Raw genomic sequence first — 25,360 nt, 5'->3', positions numbered from 1 at the left:
TGTCATGATTAAGATTTCTAATGACAAAACACGGATGAATAGGGGAAAGGGCACAAAAAAAGGAAAACGGATCACCGTTTTCCTCTTTTTCGCCTGACTTACGCCGTTGGAAGTCCCATCACAGCTTTCACTTCTAAATATTCCTCGATACCGAAGTCTCCCCATTCTCTTCCGATACCTGATTGCTTAAAGCCGCCAAATGGGGCAAAGTAATCTGTTTCTGCATTGTTAATGGTGATTTGACCGGCACGAATATGTTCAGCGACATATTTTAATGTTTTTTCATCTTGACCAACAACATACCCGGCAAGACCATACACTGTATCGTTGGCGATCTCAAGGGCATGATCGAGGTCTTGATACGTGATCACACTCATGACTGGCCCAAAGATTTCTTCTTGCGCAATGGTCATATCATTTTTCACATTGGTGAAAATGGTATGCTTGGCGAAATATCCTTTATCGATTCCGTCTGGCTTTCCAGTTCCCCCAGCAAGAAGGGTAGCACCTTCTTCGATTCCTTTTTCAATATAAGATTGCACCGTATCCCACTGTTTTTTAGAAACAAGCGGGCCAGTAGCGTGATCTTCTCTCGGATCACCAACTGTAAACTTTGGCAGGGCGTTCAGCAGCGCTTTTTCAAACTTGTCTTTCATTGATTCTGGAATTAGCACACGTGTAGCTGCAGAACACACTTGACCTGTATTCATCGCAATATGATGAATGGCTGTTTCTGCTGCTTCGTCCACATCTGCATCGTCTAAGACGATAAGAGGGGATTTTCCGCCAAGCTCAAGTGCTACTTTCTTCACATTGTCCGCTGCGTTTTCCATAATTTTAGAGCCGACGGCACCTGATCCTGTAAATGAAACGAAGTCAATATCAGGATGTGAGCTAATGCCGTCACCAATCACGTCACCCGTTCCGTTTACTAAGTTGAAGACTCCTTTCGGTACACCTGCTTCATCAATAATGTCTGCAAGAATCATCGCAGCAAAAGGGGTAATTTCCGCTGGTTTTAAGACAACTGTTGAGCCTGCCGCAATGGCACCCGCAATTTTAAGAGATGTCTGATTCGTCGGGAAGTTCCACGGTGTAATCAATCCGCTGACACCAATTGCTTCTTTTATAATCGTATGTCCACCGCGGTCTTCGGTAAATGTATAAGATTTCAGTGCTTCCGCTGCTTTAGAAAAATGTTCATAACCCATTTTGTAATGAACTTCTTCGGATACTTTCAGCGGTGCACCAAGCTCTTTTGTCATCACTTCTACAAGTTCATCCTTGCGTTTTTCGTACCCGCGCACAATGTTTTCCAGCATTTCAACTCGTTCATTTCGAGATGTTTTTGAGAAAGAAGGGAAGGCGGCTCGAGCTGCTTTGACAGCTTGATCTAAATCTTCTTTCGTTCCTAAACTAATGGTGCCAATGACTTCCTCTGTCGCAGGGTTAATGACCTCCGTCGTTTCGTTTCCTGTTGATGCGACCCATTCTCCATTAATAAAGTGTTTCTCTTGATTTCTCATTCTGACATGTCTCCTTTTTATATGTGATTCAATCCAATATTCTGTTTTCAGCTCATATAAAACTGTACCCACTGTGAAAAATCTAAAACGGAGAAACTGCATGAGAAAAAGTTTCTGATATAATACGCAAAGTGGGACATATGTCCTTTTCAACATGAGGGCATCTATCATTTAATGGAACTAGACTGAAAAAAGAAGGAGCTTTTGAACGAATGAAAGGTGTTATTTTTGCATTATTAGGAGGCGCTTGTATTACACTGCAAGGCGTAGCCAACGCCAGAATTAGTCAAGATATCGGGACGTGGCAGGCGGCAACGATCACGCAGCTGACAGGGTTTATCATCTCTCTCGTCATTTTACTCATCGTACGGGATGGCCACTTTAAGGAATACAAAAAAGTGCAGCCTCTTTATTTAATTGGAGGTGCATTTGCAGCCATTATTATTTTTAATGAGGTCACTGCCATTCAAATCATTGGTGTGACACTCACCATCGCTGCTTTACTTATCGCACAGCTTGCGTTTACCTTTGCCATCGATGCAAAAGGATGGTTTGGTGTTCAGAAGAAAAAAATGAAATGGCCCCATTATGCAGGCATCTTTTTAATGATTGCAGGCGTCATCATCTTAAAACTATAAAGGAGGGCATCAGATGGAGGAGCTGCATGATGAATCTCTCTTTTCCTCTTATATGAAGACGCATCAGTTACAGAATGTCTTTCATCAAAAACTCATCTCACATGTGAGCTTGTGGCGCTATCAGCAAGGTGAGCTGATTTGTTCAAAAGGGGATAAAAGGGAGTATATGTACTTGCTGGTGAAAGGAAAATTAAAGATTTTCACCACCACAAAAGAAGGAAAAACATTTATTCTTTGCTTTAAAAACCCTCTTGAAGCGATTGAAGATATTGAATACGTTCAGCAGACAGATATGGTCAATACAGTTGAAGCCGTTACAGAAGTACATATGCTCAGGATTTCTCATCAAGCCCTCATGCGTCATGCAAAGGACGATCCACGAGTTTTAACCTTTTTGCTCAAGGGCATCACAAACAAATTTTATACAAAATCAAATGATTTAAGCTTCCACCTTTTATACCCTGTAGAGGTCAGGCTTGCAAGCTATTTATTGTCTGTTTTAACAAGTGATGATGACGCACGCGCACGGCCGCTTCGCCTCACGGATGCAGCGAGCTTAATTGGAACAAGCTACCGCCATATTAATCGGGTCATTCAGCAGTTCCAAGAAAAAGGGCTGATTGAAAGGCGAAGAGGAAAGATTACGATTTGTGATCAAAAAGGGCTTTTAGAAATAGCAGAACACAACATTTATGAATAGAAGAAACGAAGGGACTTATATATGATCATAGGAATAATATTAGCTGTCACTGCTGGGGCACTTGTCAGCTTACAAACCATTTTTAATAGTAAAGTCAATGAGCAGACAGGCTCTTGGTCAACAACGACGCTAGTTCTAGGAATGGGCTTTATCGCTTCACTTTTGATGGGTCTTTTGTTAGAAGGAACCGGCATGTTTCAATTAAGGCATATGGAAGCCTGGTACTGGATAAGCGGAGCCATCGGGGTAGGCGTTGTCATCTGTCTTGTTCAGAGCATCAAACGTCTCGGTCCCACTTATGGAATCTCGATTGTTCTCACCTCCCAGCTAGGTTGTGCGCTTCTATTTGATTCGCTTGGCTGGCTTGGGTTAGAAAAAGTAACATTTTCTTTTACAAAATTATTAGGTGTACTTGTCATTGTGGCAGGAATCCTCGTATTTAAGTTAACCAAGCTTGAACCAATAGAAGAGGAGCAGTCAAGAGAAAAAGGGCTGCCACAAAAGTAGCTGCCCTTTTATTTAAATCAACCGCCGCCATAAAACCGTTATGGTAGATAAACCAGTTAAAAGGAGCCTTTTCATGAAAGGCTTTTTTTTCTGTCCATAGTCGCTTGCTTTATATTCTGTTCGATCTTTCGCTACGAGAACACTATAAGCGATTTTTCGTTCGATTGCTTCCGTCAGAGATAACGCAAATGGTGCACTATCAATCACCAAAATCGATTCAGTATTTAAAAAGCTGGATCTTGCATCTAGATTATATGTTCCAATAATACTTAAGTTATCATCAATGACCATTGATTTGGCGTGAATTGAATACGGACCTTGATATTCATACAAATGAACACCTGTTTTCATGAGTTCCTTTTTCGTGCTTAAATATCCTGCAAATGCTAAAGGGTTTGGTGTCGCTGTAAGAGAATTCGTCACGATCGTCGTTTGAATATCACTTGGTAATGGCGTGAGTCCGTCTTTCATTGGCCGTGTCGGTATGACATAAGGCGTCTGGATAAGAACCGAACGCTTTGACCGCTGTGCGAGATCGTTTAACTTTTTCAAGACGAGCGGACGTTTATTTAAGCGTTCCACTGGATTTGTGAAAAATGCAATCTGCTTTGCACGAATGGCGTCTTTTGCCCAATCATATGTGGACGTGACAAAGGGTTCTTTTGTACGAATGGCTTCCTGATAAGATCGAAGCAGCTGTTTTCTTAACTTTTTTCCTTTTTTCGCTTTTGCCTTGGAAAATACATCTTTTGTTCTTTTCGTAAAATCATGATTCCACAAATAAACGAAATACTGCTCCATTTCATCTAATACTTTTCCTTTTTTGGCGTTGTACAGCAGCACATCTCGGTCATACGCAAAGTCTTTCGGCGGCTGATCTGCAAAGTATTTATCACCAATATTTCTGCCGCCCATGACAGCGACCCTGCCATCCGCCAAAAGAAGCTTATCGTGAAGGCGGTTATGCCACGTCCATGGCTTGAACAAACGAAAAGGCTCATAAAAACGAATGGCCATATTCGGATGATTCGCCACAGCATAACGCAAATGCTTCAGCGGTCCACGCAGGCTATGGCAAATGCCATCTAACAACAGCTGAACTTTTACTCCTCGATCAGCCGCTTCAATTAAAGCACCAAGCACCCATTCGGCGGTTTTTCCTTTTTGAATGGAATAATAACTCAAACGAATGTTCTTTTTAGCCTCTCGAATCATTTGAACTCTCACTTGACCTGATTCAAATCCGTCATCAAGCAGCATGACTTGATTTATGCCTTGGTCGTCTCCTGAGATGGAAGAAGCTTTATAGATGCAATGTTCTTTACAAGTTTTTTGAAACGGTAAATAAAACAAGACAAATGCGGTCAAAAATACATACACCACATATAAAAGGATCAGAAAAAACAAGAATTGAAGCACAGTGATCAACTCCTTTCACACAAACCGTTCTTTTTGTTAGCTTATGTTAAAAACAAAATTTCACTCATCCAGCTTTCTAATAAAAAATACAGGATAAAAGAATCACCTTGTTTTCATAGGGCATTTAATTATAGTATGAAATGAGTAAGGGGGAATCGCATTGAATGAACCATTATTTAATATACCAAGTGATGTGTACCAAACGTTAAGTGAAACAGAACGTTATTTACTGCATTATATTCACCAGCATTTAGAGGATATCTCCACCTTATCCATCGTCACATTAAGTGAAAGAGCCAACGTGTCGACGGCGACCATTGTCAGACTGATGAAGAAAATCGGATACAACGGCTATACATCCTTTAAATATCGATTGAAACAAGAAAAGAAAATGACAGATGATAGTGATCAACTAAAAAATATTGACGAAGATATCAAACTAGCCATTCGAAAAAATGAAGAAGAGGTCTTAAAGACGATTCAACTGCAAAGTATTGGGCAAATTGAGGATGCGGTTCAAAAGATCCATGATGCGGATAAAATTTATATTTTTGGCAGAGGCTTTTCAGAGATGATCGCCAAAGAGATGACCATCAAATTGCAGCTCATCGGAAAAACATGCGAGGTACATGACGACCCGAATATCATTCGGCTCAAATCGCGTGACATTGATAAAAACGAACTTGCCATCTTTGTTTCATTAAATGGAGAAACGTCAGAACTAGTGGAAGCCTGCCAAAACCTCAGTATGAAGCAGGTCACGACCATTACAGTCACAACTAGAATTGATTCTACATTAAGTAAAATATCAGATATGACACTCGTCGGATATAAAGGGGAACAATCATTCTTCCCAGATTATGAAGTCAGGTCCCGCCTGTCACTTCATGTCATTGCCCGCATTTTACTAGACGCCTATGTGATTCGGATGAAATAAATACTCAAAAAGCCTTCCACACTTTATGATGGGGGGCTTTTTACCGTGAAAACCTTTACACAATCTGAAAACATTTTCACTGAATCGTATGAGATACTTTCTTTAGAGAAAAGAAAGAAGGTGAAACCAATTGATTTATACCTGCACCTTAAATCCTGCTATTGACCTATATATTGCATTAAAAGAAATGCGGGCAGATACAGTCAACCGCACGGAAGATGAGGATTATCAGCCGAATGGAAAAGGTGTTAATGTGTCCATTATGCTAAAGAAATATGGCTTCACCAGCACTGCATTAGGATTTATTGCTGGGTTTTCAGGTTCATATATTGAACAATCGTTAAAAGATCTCTCCATTCAAACCGATTTTATCCCAGTGGATGGGATTACACGCATTAATGTATTTATTAACACAACGGAAGAATACAAGCTTGTGAATCAAGGACCTGCTATTGAGGCAAAAGCGCTTGATGCCTTTCGCCAAAAAATCTCGACCATTCCAAAAGGCAGCATCTTCATTATGTCAGGCAGTCTGCCTAAAGGCGTTCCTGCTAGCATTTTCTCAGAGATAGCCGCTATTTGTCATCAAAACAACGTGAAATTTATTTTAGACACAAGCTCTAAAGCGGTTTTAGAAACACTTCAATACAAACCATATTTACTAAAACCAAATGAAGAAGAGATAGCCGCATTTTTTGGAAAAACCCACCGTTTATCAGAAACAGAACTCGTTGAATCAGGACGAAAGCTGATCGAGATGGGTGCAGAGCAAGTACTCATTTCCCGAGGAGGAGAAGGTGCACTATTCCTTACAAACGAAGCCGTATTAAAAGGAAATGCACCAATAGGAACGGTCGTAAACACGGCTTGTTCTGGTGATGCCATGCTCGCTGCATTCCTAAGTAAACAGCTGGAAGGACAACCTCATGAAGTATGCTTACGATACGGCATTGCAACAGGGGCATCTACCGCCTTTTCAAAAGGGTTAAGTGATTTACATGACATTGATTCATTAATTGAGCAAATACACATTCAGAACATATAAGGGGGAGTTCACATGAGCCGCAAGAAAATTGTCGCTGCCACTGGCTGTCCAACAGGCATTGCGCACACATTTATGGCAGCTGAGGCATTAAAAATCGCAGCTGAGCAATTAGGGGTCGACATCAAAGTTGAAACGCATGGTCAAGTAGGAATTGAAAACGCTTTAACGGATCAAGACATTTTGGAGGCCGATGGGGTCATTGTCGCTGCTGACAAAGATGTGAATACAGATCGCTTTCACGGCAAACCACTCATTGAAGTGCCTGTAGCAAAGGGTATTCGCACACCAAACGAACTGATTCAAGGCATTATCAATGGAGAAGCCCCCGTTCATCAAGTGAAAGGAAGAGCTTCTGGAACAGAAACAACATCTGCGCCTTCATCAGCTCAACAAAAGTCAGCGAATAAGTGGATACACACCATCTACAAACATTTAATGAACGGTGTATCACATATGCTTCCATTTGTTGTTGGAGGCGGGGTCTTAATTGCTTTATCTTTTCTATTCGGTATTTACTCAGCTGATCCTCAGCATGAAACGTATCATCCGTTTGCTGCCTACTTGAAAAACATTGGCGGACTCGGCTTTAGCTTAATGGTACCTATTTTAGCAGCATTTATCGCTGATTCAATCGCCAAACGCCCAGGGATGGTTGTCGGATTTATCGGTGGCTTGCTTGCAAACGATGGAGGCGCTGGATTCTTAGGTGGTATTATCGCAGGTTTTGCAGCAGGGTATATCATCGTACTTCTTCAATTCCTGCTTCAAAAATTACCAGCATCACTTGACGGATTAAAATCAATTTTCATCTATCCTGTCATTGGTATTTTCTTAATTGGGGCTGTCATGACCCCGCTATTAGTTCCAATCACAGGGCTAAATAATTCATTAATGGATTTTCTCTCCTCAGTTCAATCCACAAATCCATTGCTTTTAGGTTTAATTGTTGGAGCCATGTGTGGATTTGATATGGGAGGACCTTTTAACAAAGCAGCCTATGTCACAGGAACGGCTTTACTCGCAGAAGGTAACCTTTACTTCATGGCAGGGGTGTCAGCAGCATGTATCACACCGCCGCTTATCATTGCGATTGCCACAACGATTTTCCGAAAACATTTTACACCACAAGAACGAAATGCTGGGATGATCAACTATATTCTCGGAGCGACTCATATTACCGAAGGAGCCATTCCATTTGCAGCAAAAAACCCAGTCGTTGTCCTGCCAATTATCATGTTTGGTTCCGCCATCTCTGCTATATTGACGTATCTCTTTGGCGTACAGGTTCCAGCTCCGCATGGCGGATTCCTTGTCCTTCCAGTCGTCACAGGCGCATTCCAGTGGGTACTATCCATACTCATCGGATCACTTGTAGGTGCGATTCTATACGGACTTTACCGCAAGAAAATAGACAAACCCGCAGTTTAATAGGGAGGAAGAGAAATGATGGAACATATTTATATGAATCTACATGAAACAGCTTCTTCACAGGCTGGCGTTTTCGCAGCCATAGCTGACATTGCCTCTAAAGCAGGGATTTGTACATCTCCTGAGGCTGTCAAAAAAGGACTAGCTGAAAGAGAAGCTCTTAGTACAACCGGCTTTCAAGATGGATTTGCCATTCCGCATACACAGTCAGACACCATCACAAAACCGGCACTCGTCATCGTTCGTACAGAAACCGGAATCGAATGGGACGCTTTTGATGGAAAGCCTTGCTTTTTCTTCTTATCCTTACTCATTCCAAAAAGTGAAGCAGGAACCACTCACTTACAAGCACTTTCTGCTCTTTCACGCGGATTAATGGATGAAACGAAACGGCAAAAACTGCTCGAAACAAGAACAAATGAAGAAATGCTCGCTGTATTAAAAACAGATATTTTGACGAGAGAGGATGTTTGACCATGCCTTTACTTTCCACAACACCTATGCTTGAAGTAGCAAAAAAAGAAAAATACGGAATTGTCGCATTCAATGTACATTCCTTTGATAGTATTTACTGGGTACTCGAAACGGCAGCTGAATTAAAATCACCTGTCATTTTGCAAACAACGGTTGGCACGGTCCAATCGCTTGGCGCAAAAGCCATTGCAGATACAGTAAAGGCGGCAGCTGATCAATACCAAATACCAATCGGCCTTCATCTCGATCATTGCACTGATTTTGATGTGATTCTGACTTGTATACGAGCGGGATATACATCCGTGATGATCGATGCTTCCATGCATTCATATGAAGAAAATGTACGCCGCACAAAAGAAGTGGTGGACCTTGCCTTAAAAGTAGGTGTGAATGTAGAAGCCGAGTTAGGCAAGGTAGGCGGGGTAGAAGATGATATTGTCGTGGATGAAAAAGATGCTCAAAAAGCCATTCCATCAGAATGCCGTCAATTTGTAGAAGAAACTGGTGTACCTACTTTAGCACCTGCGATCGGCACGGCCCACGGCATCTATAAAGGGGTGCCGGATATCGACTTTGACCGCATTGAACAAATTGCAGCGCTTGTCGATGTGCCGCTTGTCCTTCATGGTGGTTCAGCTGTACCAGATGAGGATGTCAAAAGATGTGTCGCACTCGGTATGGCAAAGGTCAATGTGTCCACTGAACTGAAAAATGCATACTCTGAAGCGATTCGTGATCATTTCTCAAACGAACCTGAAAGCTTAGATCCGCGTATGTATTTACAAAAAGCAAAACAAGCAGCCAAAGACATGGTCACATCTAAAATAAAGATCGTTGGCAGCGAAGGAAAAGCCCAACTTTTATATCAATAAGATGAAAAAAAGCAGAGCCGCATCGCTCTGCTTTTTTCACATTATTCGTTTTCTTTCATTTCATTTGATGTACGTACTCGTGCATTTCCCATAAATACGACCGTAATCGCCGCAAGTGCAATCGGGAATAAAGCAATCATAAATACATACGTAATACTTTGTGACATCGCATCAATCACTTTATTTAAAATATCAGGCGGAATTTGTGAGCGTGCCCCCTCTTGGAAAATGGCTTGTGGATCACCAACTTGAGAAGAAGCTCCTTTCATTCCGCTAAAAGCATCTGCTAAACGATTTGTTAGGACATTGGTTTGAATCGTTCCAAAAATCGTCACGCCTAAAGTCATCCCAAGTGATCTCATGAACGAATTGGTAGAATTAGCACTGCCGCGGTAGCGCGGAGAGAGATCATTCATTGAAGCAGATGGCAGAAGGGAGAAGCTAAATCCAACGCCAAAACCTGAAATCATCATAAAGAGCGTAAGCCACAATCTTGCTGTATCAGGCGACATATTGGCAAGCAGCAGCATCCCAGCAAAAAATGAAATCACAGAGATGGTCATTAATCGTCTAAAAGGTACTTTCGTCTGCATCGTTCCGCCAATCATACTGCCAATCACGGAACCAATCATCATCGGTGTTAAAATGAACCCGGCACTTGTTGCAGATTCACCGTACACTGCCTGGACGAAGATAGGAATAAAGACAGCTAGAATAATAAACGTCCCGCCATATAAAAACGCCAAAATTTGAGATGTCGCAAACAGACGATTTTTAAACATCCAAAATGAAATAATCGGTTCTTCTGCCTTCCGTTCAACAATGAAGAAGATGGTGCCGAAGACAACAAACACAGCAAACAGTGTCAAGATTTGAACAGAATCCCATGCATACGATTTACCGCCAAGCTCAAGAGCGAACATTAAACTGACAACCGCAACGACAAGTGTAATGGCACCTGACCAGTCAATTTTCTGCTTACGATGCTCGAGCGATTCTTGATAAAATTTGGCGATCAAGAACACACTGACGATACCAATTGGTACGTTAATATAAAACACCCAATGCCAGCCGATCGAATCCGTAATAATTGCTCCTAACAGCGGTCCTAATACACTGGATAGACCAAAAACTGCACCAAACATACCGGACATTTTCCCGCGCTTTTCTGGCGGGAAGATATCAAAGATAATCGTGAAAGCGATCGGAAGAAGAGCACCGCCTCCAAGTCCTTGAATCGCACGGTAAATAATGAGCTGATCCATTGTTTGTGCGATGCCGCACAGCGCAGATCCAATTAAAAAGAAAATAAGTCCAAACAGAAAAAAACGCTTTCGACCATACATATCTGAAAGCTTTCCATAAATCGGCATACCGGCCATCACTGCCACCATATAAGAAGCAGTCACCCAAGCAAATTTATCAAAACTGCCCAAATCGGCGACGATGCTTCCCATTGCTGTTGCGACAATGGTGTTGTCCATCGCTGCCATAAAAATCCCTAACAGCAAACCGATGACAACAAAGCGAGTGGATGCCTTGCCTTTATGATCCACGTTATTCATTTCATTTACCTCCTGCTTACGTTCTCTTCACTTTTTTGCTATGATCAAGTTAATTATAAAGTAAGAGAACATTTATCTTGATGATCAAGATAAATTGATTTTAAAGGGAGGAGAACAAGTTGTCAACAAAGAACGAGGCAGAAGATCGAGCGGACCAGATCATTCATACGATGAGACGCCTTGCTACACGAACAGTCCTATTTCACCAAGCAGCCGCTCAATCGCTCGGCCTTTTCCCAACAGATCTCAAATCAGCAGATTTGTTAAACGAACTTGGACCACTCACAGCAGGTGAATTAAGTGAAAAAACCGGTCTTAGCTCAGGTGCGGTCACCGCTCTCATTGACCGGTTAGAAAAAGCAGGCTACGTCAAAAGGGAGAAGGACCCAAAAGACAAGCGAAGGGTCATCATTGTTCCATTAACGGCTGGGAAATCACAAGTGAAGGAACTCTTTCTATCTTTATCGGCATCCACCAAAAAACTCACAAATGAATACAAACCTGAAGAATTGGATTTAATCATTCAATTTATTACCGAGGCAGCTGAGGTCATGGATCAAGAGCTGCAATTGCTTAAGTCTAAGGCGTAGAAAGGACAATGTGAGGTCTTTAGACGAAGCGGTAATATCTTTTATGAGGAATGTGTTATGAGGGTGCAAGAAGTTCTCATTGAGAATAACAACATAGGATGCTTATCCAAATAAGGGGAGGTATAACAGAAAGTGGAGATTATAAAGTTTAAGGAAACTGATACAAAAGAAATTGTTTCATTATTTTATGAAACAGTTCATTCCGTAAATTCAAAAAATTATTCCCAAGTCCAGTTGGATGCTTGGGCACCAAGAGATGAGAAAGAATCTAAAATGAATTCTTGGAAGGAATCATTGGGTCAAAATATAACATTTGTTGCTAAAGTGAATGATAAAGTTGTTGGTTTTAGCGATTTGACGCATACCGGGTACTTAGATAGACTATTCGTTCATAAAGATTATCAAGGACAAGGTATAGCCACAGCTTTAGTTGATATGCTCGAATCTGAGGCAAAGAAACTAAATCTTTTAGAAATTGATACCGAAGCAAGTATTACAGCTAAGCCATTTTTTGAACATCTAGGTTACAAAATTGTTTGTTCACAAACTGTTGAAAAAAAGGGGGTTAAGTTGGCTAATTTTAAAATGCTAAAAAAAATAAAATAATCATTTTTTTGTTATGCTAACAGGTGCGTTAGTTTAAGAAGAAAGGGTATAACATATTCGTCATATAAAACATGTTATACCCTTTCATTTATTTAACTTTTTTCAATAGTAGAAAAGATATAATACATTGCAGAGGTGATTCAATGAATGAGAGCTCCAGTTATTTAAAGAAGTTAGAAGATTTTTTAGGTGGGACATTTCATCAGGATATTGATTCACCAGAGGAAGCATTAGATGAGTTTATCCATGAAGCTAGCAGAGAATGTCTGCTGTCTACTATAAAGGATTGTCAGGATTTTTTGAATAGTACTCTAACAATACAAAAAAAAGAAAGCTTTATTGAAAATAATGCAGAAATATACTTTCCGGCGATCTCAATAAACCCTTTACAGTGGTTTAATCAAATAATAGAGGAAATGAAAAAAGCAGTGAAAATGAAGTAACAAAATGAACCTTGATGGGCTTTATCCCTTTCAAGGCTTTTGTGTTTATTGCGCTTCAAACTCAAAAAAACCAAATCAAAGGGTGATTTAAATTGACCTATTTTGTAAGAATCATCGTAGGATAGAGACAAGCAAGACGAACGAAATATGGTGTCCAGAAGGAAGAACCTGCGGACGCTTATCATTGCGCACTTTAAGTGCGTTGTTTTGTCGGTGATGGTGCAGTACATAGTGGTGATGGAAGAACGCGAAAAGCATTGTGAAGTATTAAAATATAGGATTTCAAAAAGATTTACCTGGACGTTCATGACATTACAATAGTTTTCTATCACGTAAAAGAAGACTAAAAACTCTTTGCATACAAGTTTAAAGCACACTCATGCGGGTGTGCTTTTTTGATGATAAAAGAGCACCCAAAAGGTGCACAGTACTTGCTGAAGATGGATTCAGCTTTAAAGAAGGATGGACTCTTTATTCTATACAAAAACACCTTCAATTTGTATTCAGGTATGCTATACCCGATTTTCAACTTAAAGGTGTTTTTTTGTTTCACTTTATGGGCTCACTCTTCGAGGTCTTGTTTTTTATTCTACAAAATTTAAATATCTGTTCTTACGAAAACTGTGTAAAATGCACTTGTAGAAGGCGTAGGTGTTGTAAATAATGAAAGGGAATCGTTTCGAACTACAGGTGCTCCAGGTACATTAAATGCCCATGTTACAGTTGCAGGCGCAAGGGTATAAGCTCCATTATTCGAGAGAAAGGTACTTTGCGGTCCTACATCTGTTGGTTTACTTGAAAATTTAAGGGTGCCAGTAATGTTTGCAGTCACAACAAGTGTCACTGAAGCCAGAATATTAGCTGGTGGTGCAGTACTAGAATTGTTTGGAATATTAATAACAATGTCAAAAACATAGGTTCCTATTTGTAAATTATTGATATTAATGCTCCCAGAAAAACCAACAATATTACCGGTATCTCCAGTGATAACATAAGGGAGAGTTTCTGATGTTTGACCTGGTGAGCCTGCTAATTCTGCAAAACCAGAATTGGTCCCTGCAAAGAATATTGGTTTAGTTGATAATGTTGCAATGCCAGTAGGCCCAGTAACACCAGTAGGACCGGTATCTCCTGTCACACCAGTGGCACCAGTCGGGCCGATAGCTCCAGTATCTCCAGTAGCACCAGTCGGGCCGATAGCTCCTGTCACACCAGTGGCACCAGTAGGACCGGTATCTCCTGTCACACCAGTGGCACCAGTAGGACCGGTATCTCCTGTCACACCAGTGGCACCAGTAGGACCGGTATCTCCTGTCACACCAGTGGCGCCAGTCGGGCCGATAGCTCCAGTATCTCCAGTAGCACCAGTCGGGCCGATAGCTCCTGTCACACCAGTGGCACCAGTCGGGCCGATAGCTCCAGTATCTCCAGTAGCACCAGTCGGGCCGATAGCTCCTGTCACACCAGTGGCACCAGTCGGGCCGATAGCTCCAGTATCTCCAGTAGCACCAGTCGGGCCGATAGCTCCAGTATCTCCAGTAGCACCAGTCGGGCCGATAGCTCCAGTATCTCCAGTAGCACCAGTCGGGCCGATAGCTCCTGTCACACCAGTGGCACCAGTAGGACCGGTATCTCCTGTCACACCAGTGGCACCAGTCGGGCCGATAGCTCCAGTATCTCCAGTAGCACCAGTCGGGCCGATAGCTCCAGTATCTCCTGTCACACCAGTAGCACCAGTCGGGCCGATAGCTCCAGTCACACCAGTAGCACCAGTCGGGCCGATAGCTCCTGTCACGCCAGTGGCACCAGTAGGACCGGTATCTCCTGTCACGCCAGTAGCACCAGTCGGGCCGATAGCCCCAGTATCTCCAGTAGCACCAGTCGGGCCGATAGCTCCAGTATCTCCAGTAGCACCAGTCGGGCCGATAGCTCCAGTATCTCCTGTCACGCCAGTCGGGCCAGTGGCCCCAGTAGGACCGGTATCTCCTGTCACGCCAGTGGCGCCGGTTGGGCCAGGATCTCCAATACGCCCAGGTCGTCCTCGTCTTCCAGGAACGACAATGGTTTTTATACAGCAACAATATTCAAAACACTTTCCACAACGACAACAGTAATATCTTTTTTTCATAACGAGCTCCCTTAAACAATGTAGTTATACATATCATATGAATTGTGGGAATATATGTAGGGGCTATGATGGAAGTCGGTAAAAATAGGCACTTTTCATATAAAACTCACCGATGAAAGCACACTCATGTGGGTGTGCTTTTTTAATGAAAAAAGGCACCCAAAAGCTTCACAAAACTTACTGAAAACATTTGGACTTCTTTGGCGCATGGGAGTTGATTAGACTTATAACCAAAGGGAAGAAGGGAGGGATTCCAACTGCACTTAACCAAGAGGGGCACGACTTTATTATCGATGCTGCTTCACACGACCACTTATCTATCAATTGAAGATTTACAGAATCGACTGAATGTCTCTACTCGAACGGTCTACGCTGAAATTAAGCGAATGAATAGTTGGCTGGAAACCCATCAGCTTAGTGGCGTCCAGCGAAAAGATCAACGAGGCTACTATTTAAATCCACACGAGAAAGAAGTCATTATCGAAAAAGCTGACACCGTTCTAGTCGGTCATGACTATGAACCATGTGTAAAAGAAAGACGTGCCATCTTGCTCCTATCCATTACATGCAGTGAGAAGCATCTAAAAATTGATGATTTTATGGAGATGACGAAGGTAAGCCGCAATACACTGCTTGAAGATATGAAACAACTAAAAGAAGCACTTTCAAAACAGCAGCTTACACTTCACTATCAGGCGGCTAGCGGCTATTTAATTTCAGGAGAAGAAAGAACAATTCGATTGGCGCTGAAGCCTTATATTCATTTCATTCGCACCATGATAAAAAATGAAAAAACGTTTCCATCGGTTTGGTTAAAGGGTCCTATTTCATATAAGAGAATACATGCTCTCCTTCAACAGTCCGAACAAGATCTGAAGCTTGAGTTTGCAGATGACATGCTGGATCAGCTGTCTATGGATCTCTTTTTCTACTTTAAACGGATGAAGCTAGGACGTGCTGTACACATTTCAACAGAAGAAAAACGAACATTGCAGGAAACAGATGAATGCTTGGCTGCTATTCGTTTCATGGCGCAAATTCAAAAAGAAACCAGTCTTTTGGTTCATGATGATGAAATCTATTTTCTTAGTACGCTATGGCTCAGTGCCAAAAAACAAAAACTTCCAACAAGTCAAAAACCAGAAGAACATCTCATTCGAACCATTGCGAGACAAATGACCATTGACTTTCAGCGTTATGCGTGTATTTCCTTCCAGGAAGTAGAAGTCTTGGAACAAAACTTAACCATGCATTTAATTCCGGCCTATTATAGGCTCATCTATCACATTGATATCATCAATGAATTAACAGATTCCATTAAACATGCACAGCCAGAGGTGTTTGACATCACGCAAAAGGTTGCTTGCCATTTAGAGAAGGCGACCTGTTCAAAGATGAGCGATCATGAAATTGCCTATGTGGCGATGCATTTTGGCGGCTGGATGAGAAGAGAAGGGATTTCATCGATTGCGAAACGTTCTGTTTACATTGTCTGCGGAGAAGGAATTGGCACAAGTCACATGCTGAAAACGCAGCTTCTTGAATTAATCGGCTACATCGACATACGCGGACTGTTATCAAAACGTTCATATGAAGAATTAACATCCATTGATGCCGACTTTGTTGTGTCAACGACACCTATTTCGTTTAAAGGAAAACCTGTTCATCTCGTTCACCCTATTCTCACTGCTTATGAGAAAAAAACATTGCTTCAATATGGAGAAGGCTCAGAACCTAAGCTTGATGAGCACCATGTGAATGCTTTATTCAATATCATTCAGCAGCATACCATCGTTCAAAATGAAAAAGCATTGCTTCATGACCTGAAGGAGCTGCTTCATCCCACATATGTATCACACCAGAAAGGGTGGAAACCAGTGTTAAACGATTTATTAACAGAAGAAACCATTCAGCTCCAGCAAACAGCAGACACATGGCAGGAGGCCATTACAAAAGCAGCGCAGCCTTTGCTTGATCAACAAGCGATTCAGGAAAGTTATGTGAAAGCGATGATCCAGTCTGTTCATCAAAATGGCCCTTATATTGTGATTGCGCCACAAGTGGCGATTCCGCATGCCAGACCAGAGGATGGCGTGAACAAATTAAGCATGTCACTTATGTCATGTCATCAGCCCGTTTCCTTTTCAAAGGATGGAAAAAAGCAAGTTCGTCTCATCATTGTATTAGCTGCCATTGACAGTATGACCCACCTGAAAGCACTCAAACAGCTGACGATGCTGTTAAGTGAAGAAAAACGGGTGAGACAATTGATTGAAGCAGAGGAATTAGCAGCCATTCAACAACTAATCAATCAATTTTCACAAGTATAAAGGAGGAAAAAGAAGATGAAAAAAATTCTAGTTGTATGCGGAAACGGTTTAGGAAGCAGCTTTATTGTTGAAATGAATGTCAAAAAGGCATTAGAAGAATTAGGACTTTTAGCAGAAGTAGATCACACCGATCTCAGTACAAGCAAAAATGAACAAGCAGACCTCTATATTGGCGCAACAGATATTATCGATCAGCTGGATGACGGCACAAGAAAGGTCGCTGGATTAAATAACTTGTTAGACCAGGAAGCCATTAAAGACGTCCTTCGTAAACACATATAATCGACGGAAAAAGGGGGATTCACATCATGATAGAACTGATCATGAACGATATATTGGGCACACCCGCAATTCTCATCGGTTTGTTTGCACTCGCTGGTTTGCTTTTGCAGAAAAAGTCAGCTGCCGATACTGTATCAGGCACCTTAAAAACAACAATGGGTTTTTTAATATTAGGAGCGGGCGCCACAGTCGTATCTGATTCACTTGGGGTTTTCAGGAAGATGTTTGAAGCAGCCTTTCACATTCAAGGGGTTGTCCCAAATACAGATGCCATGGCGGCCATTGCCCAAAAGGAATTCGGTACACAGACAGCGCTCATTATGATTTTTGGTATGTTGGTCAATTTGCTTTTGGCAAAATTCACACCCTTTAAATACGTCTTTTTAACTGGTCATCATACGCTATATATGGCGGCTATGCTTGCAGTTGTTCTTTCAACAGCCGGCATGCAAGGGACGCTGCTGATCACCACTGGTTCAATCGTATTAGGTGCAGCGATGGTCATTGCTCCCGCAATCCTTCAGCCGTTTACAAGGAAAGTCACTGGAAGTGATGATTTGGCGCTCGGTCATTTCAGTACGTTCGGCTATTTTACAGCGGGAATGATCGGCAAATGGGTCGGGCGCCCAGAGAAATCAACGGAAACCATTCAAGTGCCTAAGTCACTCGGCTTTCTAAGAGATACATCGGTGGCCATCTCCATTACGATGGCTTTGCTTTTCTTTGCGATTGCACCGTTTGCGGGAATTTCATTCATAGAAAACATTAGTGGTGGTACGAACTTTGCTATCTTCATTCTCATTCAGGCCATTACCTTTGCTGCTGGGGTGTACATTATTTTAGCAGGTGTACGGATGGCAATCGGGGAAATTGTGCCTGCTTTCAAAGGGATTGCCGATCGTTTCGTCAAAGGGGCAAAGCCGGCTCTTGATGCGCCAACTGTTTTTCCATTTGCTCCAAATGCGGTGATCATCGGTTTTTTATGCAGTTTTGCAGGAGGCATCGTGTCTATTTTCCTTCTTCCTTTGTTTGGTTTAACTGTCATTGTTCCTGGACTTGTGCCGCACTTTTTCTGCGGTGCGACAGCGGGCGTATATGGCAATGCAACGGGAGGAGTGAGAGGTGCAGTCGCCGGTTCCTTTGTGAATGGAATACTCCTTTCATTTTTACCAGCTTGTTTACTTCCTGTGTTAGGCACTCTTGGCTTTGAAGGGACAACATTTGGAGATACAGACTTCGGTATCATCGGAATCTTGATTGGATTGATCAAATTTTTATTTCATCTATAAAAAGGAGGCATTAGGGGATGACAGCCATTTTCTCACCTTCATTAATGTGTATGGATTTAACGCACTTCCGTGAACAAATTCAGCTTCTGAACACAAGGGCAGACCGTTATCATGTCGACGTCATGGATGGTCATTACGTAAAGAATATGACCTTATCACCCTTTTTCATTGAACAGCTGCGGAAACTGACAGACGTTCCGATTGATGTTCACCTTATGGCCGAACAGCCTCAGGAATTTTTAATAGATGCATGTATTGATGCAGGCGCAACGATGATTTGTTTACATCCAGAAGTGGTGCAAAAAGACGTTTTTCGAATCATTCGGCATATCCACGAAAGAAAGTGTGAGGTCGGCTTTGTTCTCAATCCCGCCACACCAGTTGCAGCATTAGATGCTTTTATTCATTTAATAGACCGGGTGACGATCATGACAATTGATCCAGGGTTTGCGGGTCAGCCTTTTATCAAAGAAATGCTTCCGAAAATGAAAGAGGTGAAAGAAATCAAAGAGAAGGGGGGATACTCATTTTCAATTGAGGTAGACGGCTCTTGTAATGAAAGCACGTTCCGGTTGCTTGCTGAGGCAGGAAATGAAATTTACATCATCGGCACCTCAGGTTTATTTGGACTTCACGAAGAATTAGATAAAGCATGGGAAATAATGAAGCAATTGTTCGCAAAAGAAACAGCCACAATGAAATCACCTTAGTAAAAAGGAGGATGAAGCCCATCCTCTTTTTTACGCAATTTTACTAAACAACCTATCTCCTTATCAAAACATACTCAAAAACTTCATAAAAACATAAATTTATAATTGAAAGCGCTTTATTTATGTGTTATTCTTCAAATATCTTTAGTAAACATTTAGTCAAAAATGATGAGGAGTTTGCCTATGACTACACTCAAAGATATTGCTCATGATGCAAAAGTATCTGTCTCTACTGTATCCCGTGTGTTAAATGGCGACCAAACGCTTGCCGTTTCACACGCAACAAGACAAAACATCCTCGACATAGCCAAGAAATTAAACTATACCCCAGTCAGAGCAAGAAAAGCCGATCAAGCAGAAGTAAAAAGCCCACCCGCATCCCCAGTCATCGGTGTCGTTGTCGCCCAATCCATTGACGAAGAATTAAATGATCCTTTTTTTTCATCGATTCGAAAAGGAATTGAAAAAGAATATGCCAAACGAGGTCTGTCCACTCTCCATACTTTTCGCCTAAGAAACATGGATAAAGGGGCGATACTAAAGGATATTGACGGTTTGATCGTCATCGGACGAATCAGCCCTGATACGGTTGAAAAAATGACAAACCGAATGGAACATATTGTGTTTATCAATCATTATGCGGATGAAGATTTGTATGATTGTGTACATGTGGATTTTGTCAGAGCGGCAGATCGTGCCATTCGTCATCTGCAATCTCTCGGCTATACACATCTAGGCTATATTGGCGGGAAAGAGAGGGAGCATTATTTCGAAGGAAATGCTGTGATTGAGGACGAAAGACAAACAACGTTTATCAAAAGAATGCAAGAAGCGGGAACTCTTCATATGAATGACATCCACATAGGCGAATATTCGATGCAAGAAGGCTACTCACTTATGCAAAAAGCCATTCAAAAAGGAAAGCTTCCAGAAGCCTTTTTTATCGGAAGTGATTCTATGGCAATAGGCGCTATGCGTGCGCTACATGAAGCCGGTCTTCGTGTACCTCAAGATGTCTCAATCGTGGGGTTTAATGATATCGAAGCCGCTTCCTTTTCAAGCCCGCCGCTCACAACGGTTAAAGTATATACAGAACAAATGGGGGAAGTAGGTCTAAAGCTTTTGCTTGAGCGGATAGAAGGAAGAAAGCTTCCCCTAAAAGTCGTCGTGCCAACAAAGCTCATACAAAGAGGTAGCACATGCCCAATCCATGAAAGGGGGTGAATAAGCATTTCAGTAAACAAAAAAGAGACAAAAAAGCAGGAAGGAAGCTGCTGAGCATGATGGCCAGATCATGCTGAAAACAACGCAGTTTACCCAATTGCTCTCTTATCTCTTTGAAAAGAATAGAATTCCAGTATAATGGACTTCTTTTGTTTCCGCAACTGCATGAATTCTACCGATAATCGTCTGAATTTTCAGTGATCAAAAGGAGGAAACGATGAGTAAAAAAATTCTGATGCTGTGTGTAGCTCTAGTTTTGTCGATGATCTTGTCTGCTTGCGGCAATAACGGTGCGTCTGAAGCAAACGGGAAAGTGACCTTGACCCTATTCTCCACAATGAGTAACAGCGGGGAGAGAAAGGCATTTGAAGAAGTGATCCGTGATTTTGAAAAAGAACATCAAAACATCCGAATTGATGCCAACTTCCCTGGCAACAGCTATGAAGATATGATACGCGTCAAAATGGGCGCAAACGATATGTCAGACCTATTTGATACACACGGCTGGGCCAAGCTGCGATATAGCGAATATGTGGCTGATCTAAAGGAAATGGACTGGGTAAAACAACTCGATCCTTCACTCGATCAAATTTTAAAAGACAAAGATGGCAAAGTCTATGCCTATCCGCTGAATCAAGCAAAAGACGGACTTAGTTTTAATGCCAATCTATTAAAAAAATATGGCATGAAAGTTCCTAAAACACTGGATGAACTGAAAAGTGCTTTACAGACTGTCAAAGAAAAAAGTAACGGGGAAGTGGTGCCACTCTGGATTCCAGGAGGCGACAATTCAAATATTGCCCAAGTCTTTGATGAGCTGGCAACGCCTTTACTCATTACCGATCAAAAACATCAATACGGAAAAGACCTTGAAAATGGATCATTTGATTGGTCTCACTATACACCGCTTGCACAGTTTATGAAGGAGCTGAAAGATGAAGAGCTTTTAAACAAAGATGTGCTCACGGCGAAACTATCCCAAGCACCTGAGCTGATGGCACAAAACAAAATCGCTTTCACCTTTGTGGGAGGATCTTTAGGACCTGAGGCGACTGAACTCAATCAATCGATCAAAGTAGGCACCATGCCCGTACCAGCTATTCATGAAGGAGATGAGCAAAGCTGGATTGGTGGAGAACGCTTTACTGTTGCGGCATGGAAAGACTCAAAGCATCTAAAAGAAGCAAAACAATTCATTGACTTTTTAGCAAAGCCTGAAAACGCAAAAAAAATCGCAGAGGGCACTTCCTCTGAAACGGCTTTAAAAGAAGTCAAAGCCAAAAACTATTATTCTACATTTTACGAGCAATATGAAGATATTAAGATTGAACCATATTTTGATCGGAAATACTTACCGAGCGGCATGTGGGCTGTCATGGCAACGACCGGCCAAGAATTATTAGCAGGCTCCATCACACCGGAACAACTATCGAAGAAAATGGAAGAGGAATATAAGCGTCTGAAAAAACAATAGCAGGCTCATGCTGAAACAGGAGTGAAGCCAATGAGTGACATCACAAAAGAAAAACAGGCGGCGACATTTACCTCTTTTCCAAAACAGAAGATGAAAAATAGCCAAAATTCTTCACTTTGGTGGATGTACTTGCCTGCTGTTCTCGTTGTCAGTGCCTTTATCATTTATCCCTTTTTTAACGGGATTCAGCTCTCTTTTACAAATTGGAACGGTTTTTCACAACAGTATGAGTGGATTGGGCTGGATCAATACAAACGACTACTGCAAGATCCAACTACATGGCTTGTTGTGAAAAATACCCTTCTTTACGGCATCGGGAGCACCATCTTACAAAATATGATTGGACTTGGATATGCACTCTTATTAAATCAAAGTTTAAAGATGAGAGCCATCACAAGAACGGTGATCTATTTACCCGTCATGATCAGCCCGATTGCTATGGGCTATATCTGGTATTTTGTCTTTGCGTACCAAGGCGGCGCATTAAACGACGTTGTCACCCTTTTTGGATTTGATCCAATGAACGCACTTGGTAATCCGCAGCTAAACACTTGGATCATCGTGTTTGTGAATACGTATCAATTCGTCGGGATTGCCATGATCATTTATTTAGCAGGACTCCAAAGCATTCCTAAAGATTATTATGAAGCAGCACAACTCGATGGCGCTTCAGGTCTTCAGCAATTTTGGCGCATCACATTACCGCTTTTAATGCCATCTATCACCATCAATGTTGTGCTCAATGTGATCGGTGGACTTAAATTATTTGATGTCATTGTCGCGCTCACTGGCGGAGGACCCGGAGATTCCTCGCAATCGATGTCGACTTTTATGTACGATTTGTATTTCAAACGGCAGGATGCAGGCTATGCAGCGACGCAAGGTGTCTTTATGGCTGTCATCATCCTTGTCGTAAGTGTCGCAGCGCTCATTTATTTCAAACGAAAGGAGACCGAGGTGTGATGGATAACGCCTATAAACGAAAGAAAAGATGGTACTCCTTACTCGCCCTTTTGATAACATTGCTTCACCTGATTCCATTTTATATTTTAGTCACGACCTCTCTAAAGGGGATAGGAGATTTTAGCTCAAAATGGTTGTTCCCATCAACGCTTCATTTTGAAAACTTTCTGATGGCATGGACAGATGCTCAGCTTGGTCAGTCCTTTTTGAATACAGTGATCATTACGTTCAGCTCGGCTGCCCTACTCATCATCTTTGGATCACTTGCCGCCTATCCGCTTGCAAGAAGAGGAACAAAACTGAATCAAGCGGTGTATCTCTTATTCATTGCCATTATGGTGATACCGCCGCTCACCGCCCTTGTCCCGCTATACAAAATGGTTGTACAAATTGGCATGATGAATACTTATCAAATCGCTATTTTAAACAATGTCGCTGCTTTTTTGCCACTGACGATTTTTCTATATGCCGGTTTTATCCGGTCGACGATTCCAAAGGAGCTTGAAGAAGCCGCTCGTATTGATGGCGCGGGAACACTCAGAGTCTTTTTCACCGTCGTTTTTCCGCTACTGAAGCCAATTACCGCTTCTGTTTTAATCATTGCCTGTGTGTATATTTGGAACGACTATCAATTTGCCATCTTCTTCTTGCAAGATAAAGAGATGCATACACTTACAGTCGCCTTATCCAATTTCTTTGGTCAAAATCAACACCAGCTCCAGCTCGTTGGCGCCGCTGCTCTCATTGCGATGCTGCCAATGGTCACGATGTTTTTACTTTTGCAAAAATACTTTATCGCGGGGCTGTCTCAAGGCTCTGTTAAAGGGTAATCCAACCTTGATGTAAAAAGGAGTGTCGTCTATGTCTAAAATTACATTTATCGGTGCAGGAAGTACCGTGTTTGCTAAAAATATATTAGGAGATTGTCTGTTCGTTCCCGCACTTGCCGGCTTTGAATTTGCGTTATATGATATCGACCACAACCGGCTGAAAGAATCAGAAACGATGCTGCGTCACTTAAAAGAGAACTACGGTGCACATGTGACCATTCAGTCGTATCACAACCGGAAAGAAGCCTTAAAGAATGCGAAATATGTCATCAATGCCATCCAGGTGGGAGGCTATCAGCCAAGCACTGTCATTGATTTTGAGATTCCAAAAAAATATGGATTAAGACAAACGATTGCAGATACGGTTGGCATCGGCGGCATTTTCCGTTCACTTCGAACCATTCCTGTGATGCTGGACTTCGCAAAGGATATGGAAGAGGTATGTCCACACGCTTTATTGTTAAATTACACGAATCCAATGGCCACACTGACTGGCGCTATGCTGCGTTATACTCAGGTTCAAACGGTTGGTCTTTGCCATAGCGTACAGGTGTGTACGAAAGATTTATTTCAATCACTTGAAATGGACCATGAAGGCATTGAAGAAAAAATTGCCGGCATTAACCACATGGCATGGTTATTAGAAGTGAAACGGGACGGTCAAGACTTGTATCCAGAAATCAAAGCAAGAGCAAAAGAAAAACAAAAAACGCGGCATCCAGATATGGTTCGTTTTGAACTAATGGATAAATTCGGTTACTATGTCACCGAATCCTCAGAGCACAATGCAGAATATCATCCGTATTTTATCAAATCTCGTTATCCAGAACTGATTGGACAGTTTAACATTCCGCTCGATGAATACCCAAGACGCTGCGAGGAACAAATCAACAATTGGAATACGATGAAACATGACCTTGTGGGAAACACGCAGATCACGCATACGCGCTCTAAAGAATATGGTTCACGTATCATTGAAGCGATTGAAACGAACGTTCCCTTTAAATTTGGTGGAAATGTACTGAACACAGGTGGACTCATTCACAATCTTCCTGAAAAAGCCTGTGTAGAAGTACCGTGTGTCGCCGACCGGAGCGGTATCATGCCATGTTATATCGGAGAGATACCTGAACAATTGGCTGGACTCAACCGGACCAATATCAGCTCACAGCTCATGACGATTGAAGCTGCAATCAGCGGCAAAAAAGAACACATTTACCAAGCGGCATTATTAGACCCGCATACAAGTGCTGAATTATCAATTGATGACACCATCAAACTATGTAATGAATTAATCGAAGCACACGGAGAGATGCTCCCGGCTTATACAGAGCCGAGTCAATACGCAATTTCTTCTAAATAACTAAAATAAACGGTCTT

At 41.9% G+C, this 25,360-nt stretch carries 24 protein-coding genes; 20 read left to right on the top strand and 4 right to left on the bottom strand.

Going from position 1 to position 25,360, the window contains the following annotated elements; genetic code table 11:
* Positions 1-98 precede the first annotated feature (98 nt).
* Entirely contained in the window at positions 99-1,526 is a 1,428-nt protein-coding gene (locus tag MHH31_RS09240) for an aldehyde dehydrogenase family protein (RefSeq protein ID WP_135008810.1), read from the bottom strand.
* 212 nt (positions 1,527-1,738) lie between these two features.
* Between MHH31_RS09240 and MHH31_RS09235 the strand changes: the two genes are divergently transcribed.
* The 3 genes from MHH31_RS09235 to MHH31_RS09225 are packed head-to-tail and all read left to right on the top strand — an operon-like array spanning position 1,739 to position 3,371.
* A complete protein-coding gene (locus MHH31_RS09235) occupies positions 1,739-2,164 on the top strand; it encodes a DMT family transporter (protein WP_008343684.1) in 426 nt (141 codons plus the stop codon).
* 13 nt (positions 2,165-2,177) lie between these two features.
* Positions 2,178-2,864 (top strand): Crp/Fnr family transcriptional regulator, encoded by a 687-nt coding sequence (locus tag MHH31_RS09230; RefSeq protein ID WP_342495464.1) that lies wholly within the window; start codon positions 2,178-2,180, stop codon positions 2,862-2,864.
* 21 nt (positions 2,865-2,885) lie between these two features.
* Complete coding sequence (locus MHH31_RS09225) at positions 2,886-3,371, top strand: DMT family transporter (RefSeq protein WP_268373837.1); 486 nt, start codon at positions 2,886-2,888, stop codon at positions 3,369-3,371.
* A gap of 12 nt (positions 3,372-3,383) precedes the next feature.
* On the opposite strand, the gene MHH31_RS09220 is transcribed toward MHH31_RS09225, so the two are convergent.
* Entirely contained in the window at positions 3,384-4,790 is a 1,407-nt protein-coding gene (locus MHH31_RS09220) for a phospholipase D family protein (protein WP_024718279.1), read from the bottom strand.
* Positions 4,791-4,950: 160 nt separating this feature from the next.
* On the opposite strand from MHH31_RS09220, the gene MHH31_RS09215 reads away from it, so the two are divergent.
* From MHH31_RS09215 to MHH31_RS09195, 5 genes are all read left to right on the top strand, one after another.
* Positions 4,951-5,727, top strand: a complete 777-nt coding sequence (locus MHH31_RS09215; protein ID WP_007499235.1) for a MurR/RpiR family transcriptional regulator — start codon at positions 4,951-4,953, stop codon at positions 5,725-5,727.
* A gap of 130 nt (positions 5,728-5,857) precedes the next feature.
* On the top strand, positions 5,858-6,772 hold the full coding sequence (pfkB, locus tag MHH31_RS09210) for a 1-phosphofructokinase (RefSeq protein WP_342495463.1): 915 nt from the start codon (positions 5,858-5,860) through the stop codon (positions 6,770-6,772).
* A 12-nt stretch (positions 6,773-6,784) separates the two neighbouring features.
* The gene (locus tag MHH31_RS09205; RefSeq protein ID WP_024718281.1) at positions 6,785-8,200 is read left to right on the top strand and encodes a PTS fructose transporter subunit IIBC; all 1,416 of its coding nucleotides are present in this window, start codon (positions 6,785-6,787) and stop codon (positions 8,198-8,200) included.
* A gap of 15 nt (positions 8,201-8,215) precedes the next feature.
* Complete coding sequence (locus MHH31_RS09200; RefSeq protein WP_039167830.1) at positions 8,216-8,674, top strand: fructose PTS transporter subunit IIA; 459 nt, start codon at positions 8,216-8,218, stop codon at positions 8,672-8,674.
* 2 nt (positions 8,675-8,676) lie between these two features.
* Positions 8,677-9,546, top strand: a complete 870-nt coding sequence (locus tag MHH31_RS09195) for a class II fructose-bisphosphate aldolase (protein ID WP_039167828.1) — start codon at positions 8,677-8,679, stop codon at positions 9,544-9,546.
* 41 nt (positions 9,547-9,587) lie between these two features.
* On the opposite strand, the gene MHH31_RS09190 is transcribed toward MHH31_RS09195, so the two are convergent.
* Entirely contained in the window at positions 9,588-11,111 is a 1,524-nt protein-coding gene (locus MHH31_RS09190) for an MDR family MFS transporter (RefSeq protein WP_144680438.1), read from the bottom strand.
* Between the two features lie 170 nt (positions 11,112-11,281).
* On the opposite strand from MHH31_RS09190, the gene MHH31_RS09185 reads away from it, so the two are divergent.
* The 3 genes from MHH31_RS09185 (at position 11,282) to MHH31_RS09175 (ending at position 12,750) form a co-directional block, all read left to right on the top strand.
* Positions 11,282-11,701 carry a MarR family transcriptional regulator gene (locus MHH31_RS09185; protein WP_045034820.1) on the top strand — a complete coding sequence of 140 codons (420 nt, stop codon included), beginning with the start codon at positions 11,282-11,284 and terminating at the stop codon, positions 11,699-11,701.
* Positions 11,702-11,833: 132 nt separating this feature from the next.
* Positions 11,834-12,307: a GNAT family N-acetyltransferase gene (locus MHH31_RS09180; RefSeq protein ID WP_342495462.1), complete on the top strand. Its 474-nt coding sequence runs from the start codon at positions 11,834-11,836 to the stop codon at positions 12,305-12,307.
* A gap of 143 nt (positions 12,308-12,450) precedes the next feature.
* Positions 12,451-12,750: a contact-dependent growth inhibition system immunity protein gene (locus tag MHH31_RS09175; protein WP_212361909.1), complete on the top strand. Its 300-nt coding sequence runs from the start codon at positions 12,451-12,453 to the stop codon at positions 12,748-12,750.
* 598 nt (positions 12,751-13,348) lie between these two features.
* Here the strand turns inward: MHH31_RS09175 and MHH31_RS09170 are convergent.
* Entirely contained in the window at positions 13,349-14,878 is a 1,530-nt protein-coding gene (locus MHH31_RS09170) for a hypothetical protein (RefSeq protein ID WP_342495461.1), read from the bottom strand.
* Between the two features lie 257 nt (positions 14,879-15,135).
* Between MHH31_RS09170 and MHH31_RS09165 the strand changes: the two genes are divergently transcribed.
* The 9 genes from MHH31_RS09165 to MHH31_RS09125 all read left to right on the top strand — a co-directional run bounded on the left by MHH31_RS09165 (position 15,136) and on the right by MHH31_RS09125 (position 25,343).
* Entirely contained in the window at positions 15,136-17,208 is a 2,073-nt protein-coding gene (locus MHH31_RS09165; RefSeq protein WP_342495492.1) for a BglG family transcription antiterminator, read from the top strand.
* Positions 17,209-17,223: 15 nt separating this feature from the next.
* A complete protein-coding gene (locus MHH31_RS09160) occupies positions 17,224-17,490 on the top strand; it encodes a PTS sugar transporter subunit IIB (RefSeq protein WP_017359544.1) in 267 nt (88 codons plus the stop codon).
* A 26-nt stretch (positions 17,491-17,516) separates the two neighbouring features.
* Positions 17,517-18,779, top strand: coding sequence for a PTS ascorbate transporter subunit IIC (locus tag MHH31_RS09155; RefSeq protein WP_135227035.1), 1,263 nt, complete (start codon positions 17,517-17,519; stop codon positions 18,777-18,779).
* A gap of 17 nt (positions 18,780-18,796) precedes the next feature.
* Positions 18,797-19,489 carry a D-allulose 6-phosphate 3-epimerase gene (gene alsE, locus MHH31_RS09150; RefSeq protein ID WP_008343724.1) on the top strand — a complete coding sequence of 231 codons (693 nt, stop codon included), beginning with the start codon at positions 18,797-18,799 and terminating at the stop codon, positions 19,487-19,489.
* A 183-nt stretch (positions 19,490-19,672) separates the two neighbouring features.
* Positions 19,673-20,713 (top strand): LacI family DNA-binding transcriptional regulator, encoded by a 1,041-nt coding sequence (locus tag MHH31_RS09145; protein ID WP_342495460.1) that lies wholly within the window; start codon positions 19,673-19,675, stop codon positions 20,711-20,713.
* 217 nt (positions 20,714-20,930) lie between these two features.
* The gene (locus MHH31_RS09140) at positions 20,931-22,187 is read left to right on the top strand and encodes an ABC transporter substrate-binding protein (RefSeq protein ID WP_342495459.1); all 1,257 of its coding nucleotides are present in this window, start codon (positions 20,931-20,933) and stop codon (positions 22,185-22,187) included.
* A gap of 30 nt (positions 22,188-22,217) precedes the next feature.
* Positions 22,218-23,150, top strand: coding sequence for a sugar ABC transporter permease (locus tag MHH31_RS09135; RefSeq protein ID WP_191219243.1), 933 nt, complete (start codon positions 22,218-22,220; stop codon positions 23,148-23,150).
* Entirely contained in the window at positions 23,150-23,980 is an 831-nt protein-coding gene (locus tag MHH31_RS09130) for a carbohydrate ABC transporter permease (RefSeq protein WP_007499267.1), read from the top strand. The genes MHH31_RS09135 and MHH31_RS09130 overlap by 1 nt, the downstream gene beginning before the upstream one ends.
* 31 nt (positions 23,981-24,011) lie before the next feature.
* Entirely contained in the window at positions 24,012-25,343 is a 1,332-nt protein-coding gene (locus tag MHH31_RS09125) for an alpha-glucosidase/alpha-galactosidase (protein ID WP_282747275.1), read from the top strand.
* Positions 25,344-25,360: the final 17 nt, after the last annotated feature.

This window comes from Bacillus sp. FSL K6-1033, assembly GCF_038630765.1.
Classification (GTDB): domain Bacteria; phylum Bacillota; class Bacilli; order Bacillales; family Bacillaceae; genus Bacillus; species Bacillus altitudinis.
Note: the sequence above shows the minus strand (reverse complement) of the source record. Positions and strands in the feature narration are given on the sequence as shown.

What these genes read in the sequence shown, in the direction of transcription:
- MHH31_RS09240 (WP_135008810.1), bottom strand. Translation starts at nt 1,526, where the DNA reads ATGAGAAATCAAGAGAAACACTTTATTAATGGAGAATGGGTCGCATCA.
- MHH31_RS09235 (WP_008343684.1), top strand. Translation starts at nt 1,739, where the DNA reads ATGAAAGGTGTTATTTTTGCATTATTAGGAGGCGCTTGTATTACACTG.
- MHH31_RS09230 (WP_342495464.1), top strand. Translation starts at nt 2,178, where the DNA reads ATGGAGGAGCTGCATGATGAATCTCTCTTTTCCTCTTATATGAAGACG.
- MHH31_RS09225 (WP_268373837.1), top strand. Translation starts at nt 2,886, where the DNA reads ATGATCATAGGAATAATATTAGCTGTCACTGCTGGGGCACTTGTCAGC.
- MHH31_RS09205 (WP_024718281.1), top strand. Translation starts at nt 6,785, where the DNA reads ATGAGCCGCAAGAAAATTGTCGCTGCCACTGGCTGTCCAACAGGCATT.
- MHH31_RS09200 (WP_039167830.1), top strand. Translation starts at nt 8,216, where the DNA reads ATGATGGAACATATTTATATGAATCTACATGAAACAGCTTCTTCACAG.
- MHH31_RS09195 (WP_039167828.1), top strand. Translation starts at nt 8,677, where the DNA reads ATGCCTTTACTTTCCACAACACCTATGCTTGAAGTAGCAAAAAAAGAA.
- MHH31_RS09190 (WP_144680438.1), bottom strand. Translation starts at nt 11,111, where the DNA reads ATGAATAACGTGGATCATAAAGGCAAGGCATCCACTCGCTTTGTTGTC.
- MHH31_RS09185 (WP_045034820.1), top strand. Translation starts at nt 11,282, where the DNA reads ATGAGACGCCTTGCTACACGAACAGTCCTATTTCACCAAGCAGCCGCT.
- MHH31_RS09175 (WP_212361909.1), top strand. Translation starts at nt 12,451, where the DNA reads ATGAATGAGAGCTCCAGTTATTTAAAGAAGTTAGAAGATTTTTTAGGT.
- MHH31_RS09170 (WP_342495461.1), bottom strand. Translation starts at nt 14,878, where the DNA reads ATGAAAAAAAGATATTACTGTTGTCGTTGTGGAAAGTGTTTTGAATAT.
- MHH31_RS09160 (WP_017359544.1), top strand. Translation starts at nt 17,224, where the DNA reads ATGAAAAAAATTCTAGTTGTATGCGGAAACGGTTTAGGAAGCAGCTTT.
- MHH31_RS09155 (WP_135227035.1), top strand. Translation starts at nt 17,517, where the DNA reads ATGATAGAACTGATCATGAACGATATATTGGGCACACCCGCAATTCTC.
- alsE (WP_008343724.1), top strand. Translation starts at nt 18,797, where the DNA reads ATGACAGCCATTTTCTCACCTTCATTAATGTGTATGGATTTAACGCAC.
- MHH31_RS09145 (WP_342495460.1), top strand. Translation starts at nt 19,673, where the DNA reads ATGACTACACTCAAAGATATTGCTCATGATGCAAAAGTATCTGTCTCT.
- MHH31_RS09140 (WP_342495459.1), top strand. Translation starts at nt 20,931, where the DNA reads ATGAGTAAAAAAATTCTGATGCTGTGTGTAGCTCTAGTTTTGTCGATG.
- MHH31_RS09135 (WP_191219243.1), top strand. Translation starts at nt 22,218, where the DNA reads ATGAGTGACATCACAAAAGAAAAACAGGCGGCGACATTTACCTCTTTT.
- MHH31_RS09130 (WP_007499267.1), top strand. Translation starts at nt 23,150, where the DNA reads ATGGATAACGCCTATAAACGAAAGAAAAGATGGTACTCCTTACTCGCC.
- MHH31_RS09125 (WP_282747275.1), top strand. Translation starts at nt 24,012, where the DNA reads ATGTCTAAAATTACATTTATCGGTGCAGGAAGTACCGTGTTTGCTAAA.